At 33.5% G+C, this 3223-nt stretch carries 5 protein-coding genes; 3 read left to right on the forward strand and 2 right to left on the reverse strand.

The window, feature by feature from the left end; all coding sequences use genetic code 11:
* Window positions 1-75: 75 nt before the first annotated feature.
* Genes FPG59_RS15150 through FPG59_RS15160 form a run of 3 tightly spaced genes read left to right on the forward strand, consistent with a single transcriptional unit; the run spans window position 76 to window position 1697 of the window.
* Complete coding sequence (locus FPG59_RS15150) at window positions 76-936, forward strand: hypothetical protein (RefSeq protein WP_086455393.1); 861 nt, start codon at window positions 76-78, stop codon at window positions 934-936.
* 12 nt (window positions 937-948) lie between these two features.
* Window positions 949-1326: a hypothetical protein gene (locus FPG59_RS15155; protein ID WP_086455394.1), complete on the forward strand. Its 378-nt coding sequence runs from the start codon at window positions 949-951 to the stop codon at window positions 1324-1326.
* A gap of 29 nt (window positions 1327-1355) precedes the next feature.
* Entirely contained in the window at window positions 1356-1697 is a 342-nt protein-coding gene (locus FPG59_RS15160) for a hypothetical protein (RefSeq protein ID WP_086455395.1), read from the forward strand.
* An 858-nt stretch (window positions 1698-2555) separates the two neighbouring features.
* On the opposite strand, the gene FPG59_RS15170 is transcribed toward FPG59_RS15160, so the two are convergent.
* Both FPG59_RS15170 and FPG59_RS15175 read right to left on the reverse strand, forming a co-directional pair.
* A complete protein-coding gene (locus FPG59_RS15170) occupies window positions 2556-2873 on the reverse strand; it encodes a hypothetical protein (protein WP_086455397.1) in 318 nt (105 codons plus the stop codon).
* Between the two features lie 27 nt (window positions 2874-2900).
* A partial coding sequence (locus tag FPG59_RS15175) for a hypothetical protein (protein ID WP_217875925.1) occupies window positions 2901-3223 on the reverse strand: 323 nt, incomplete at its 5' end.

A 3223-nucleotide genomic window follows, 5' to 3' on the forward strand; every position in this document is an offset into this window, starting at 1 on the left:
CTCATTCTGATTTACTTGCATGTACTAAACAAAAATACAATTTTTCGGATAATTATTAATTAAAAATTTACAATTATGAATGCAATTGAATTCTCACAGCAAAAAGAATTGAAGGAAGTAATTACAGGCCACATTAAAACATCTGCTATTTATTGTTTTGGCAGGAACTTAACAGCTTATAGTTCGAGCAGGAAAATTTATCCTGATAAAGAACTACAAAACGAACATAGTCACTTATACCTCTTAGTTTTTGTACATGAAACCAAAGAAAATGCTGGCAGTGATATAAATGATAAGATAAAAGTAAAGACTCAGGGGGCTTTGACCGCTACTGTTCTTATACACCACGTACAGAGTCTTAAAAATCTCTGCCAAGACCAGCAGTTTTTATTTTGGCAGATCATGCAGAACGCAGATCTGATATTTCAGGATATTAACACCCCCCCTTATTTAAATATTAGCGAAACTCCAAAAAGGAATTTAAAATCCACATCGCATTATATAGCATGGAGGAAGAATAATATTGCTACAATCTGGGGCTGGGTGTATAATGATGATGATGCTTCTAGTTCGGATGAAGTAAAAATGTCCGCTCTTCATCAAATAGTTGAGCAAATCTGTTTGTCTTTGATCCGTGTCTTTATAGGGTACACTCCGAATCATTTTGCATTAGAGTATTTATTTAATCTCTGTGAATACTTTACTACCATAACTGCAGATTTCTTTCCTCGCCAAACCCAGGAAGATAAAAACATATTTAAACTTCTTAAGCAACAGCCCAACACATTACGTTTTAGTAAGGCTAACGATGTTGATTATTTATATTATGAGGTAGTGGAAGAAAGATGCAAAAATTTTAAAAAGCAAGCGGAAATTTTGATACAAAATGAAATTAACCGACAAAATGAAGTTGAAAATGAACCCGATAAAATATAATAGGTAGAAATTATGGAAACAAATGAAAACAAAAAGGTTGATGATTTTATCAAAGAACTCAAAGACAGTTTCTATTTTAGAACCTTGACCCCTCAGAAAAAGAAAGAAGGCATTTATTATGCTGATATAAAATTTACACGCTACACACAGCTGATCTACACCGTACAGGATTTGCTCAAAATAGCATTGCATACACTGGAAAATTCCGGTATGGAAAATTCCAGTCAGATTGAAGATCCGACTTTACATCTTACGAGTGTTTTGGAAATTGCATTGCAGCTCCTGCCTTGCAGTGAGGCGGAAGGACTCGATAAACTGCACATGCTGTATTTAGAGATATTGAAAGATCAAGAAAATAAGAAAGAAAAAAAAGATAGTAAATCTGTGTAAATAATGAAAAACGATAAATAATAAAGATTATGGAAAAAGATAAAATCAAGTTAAACGAACTAATAGAGAACCCAGAGCATTATTTTGTTTTGCTCAAGCCAGCATTAGAAACAAGAAATGACATACACATTGTTGAGATAAATGTGGGAGGATATAGAGACCTGTTTTGTATGATAATGGATTTACTTAAAACAGCAAAATTTGCTTTAGACGGAATTGAGGTGAGTATTGAGACTAGTATAAATACTGAAAGATATGTTGGAAGTCTTTTGAGAATAATAGAAATGCTGATTCCATTGGAAGAGGCAGAATTACTAGATAAGCTTTACCTAAAATTTTTAAATGAAAAAAATAGGAATGATTCCAATTAACCTGTTTCCATTTATATTTTTAATAAAACGGCGACTTTGGAGACGTTTTCCAGCCCCCTGCAGGGGCAAGTTGTTTTGAGATGCTGAATTCATTTCAAGCATCTCAAAACACAACTTGCTGGTTTCCTGCGAAACCATTTTTAGAAATAGATATAATTGAAAGGGCTTGATGCCCTTTTTTTTGTTTTGCGGGTATTTAGGAACGTTATATGTTCTGATTGGTTGGCCAAAATCAGCCTTGATAAGACCGTGCAGAAATAGGATGGTATTGGCAGTCCTGACCTTAATGGGTTTGCCTCTATAAATACCGGAGAAACTTAACTTCAATTCTATGCCGAATTGGAAAATATGCAGATGTGTACATTAAAGTATAAATATAGAGATGCATATTCTAATGCATATTTGAGCATAAATGCAGTTCTGTATGGACGCACTTATTTAAAGAAGTATTTAATCCCATAAGTAAATGCGCCTGTATGGCTGTATTTATGTACATACGTTTTTACAATTTTACTCTTTTACATAGGTATGCTTTTACGCATAGACATGAATGCTTCCTAAGCTACATAAGTAAATAGGCTTTGATATACGGACATATATCCATATCCAACAACATAAATATATTTTCAAAAGAAAACAGAAAAGCCGAAAAAAAGAAAAAGAAAGCAATTTCACAGGACGGGATGCAGACAGGACAAAAGGAAACGGAATAAGTCCCGAAGGGTGGTTTGTGAGGAACGAGCAAAACATTATGCCGTAGTCTTTTTGCCGGACTGATAAGCCCGTCATAACTTCGATTTCTTTTTATTATTTCTTTGGATAAAAATGAATCTCGTTTAAATGAATTCAGAAGAAGGACTATATCCAGTGATAGGGTTTGTCCTTGCGGTTGAGGTAGCAGTACATTTCTTCTTTTTGGAGTTCGGGAAAGAATTTTAAAGCACGGTCAATGGCATAATTGGGAAGGAAATAGATTTCGTCACGAATAGTTTTAATAACTCTTTCATGTCCATAAAAACGCACGATTTCATCCATTTCGTCCTGTCCTCCACGCTCTATGATACGGGCAATAATAGTTTTGTAGGCTTTCTCAAAGTCCATAGCATCTATATCGAAATCCCAAAAAAAGACCCGATCCAAATTAGGAACTCTGTTATTTTTTTTTATTACTGCCAAAATATGAAATCAATCGAAAAAAAGATATTAATCTAAACCTACTTTATCATATAAAATAATGTTCTCTTTAATCAAATGTGTTTTCAATTCTTTCCACGTGCTATCTCTTAAACTGCATGCTGGTATAACTTTTTTTGAATCAAGAGTTTCTATTTTTAAAGAGATAGCTGATTTCGGAGGCTGTACAATTGCTATACTGGAAATAGAGTCAAACTCTATTTCATTTGTTTTCCAAAACCAAATAGGATTTTTTGATATTAGTTTTTTATCCGTTAAGATAAAATAATTCATTGGCAATGTGAAAATTGAAAATAAAACAAAAAAAATGGGAAAACCGACCCAGCCTGCAG

The sequence above is a fragment of the Flavobacterium sp. FPG59 genome, assembly GCF_002150205.1.
Taxonomy (GTDB): Bacteria; Bacteroidota; Bacteroidia; order Flavobacteriales; family Flavobacteriaceae; genus Flavobacterium.

Excerpts from the sequence above, each read along its gene's own strand:
- FPG59_RS15150 (WP_086455393.1), top strand. The coding sequence starts at position 76 with ATGAATGCAATTGAATTCTCACAGCAAAAAGAATTGAAGGAAGTAATT.
- FPG59_RS15160 (WP_086455395.1), top strand. The coding sequence starts at position 1,356 with ATGGAAAAAGATAAAATCAAGTTAAACGAACTAATAGAGAACCCAGAG.
- FPG59_RS15155 (WP_086455394.1), top strand. The coding sequence starts at position 949 with ATGGAAACAAATGAAAACAAAAAGGTTGATGATTTTATCAAAGAACTC.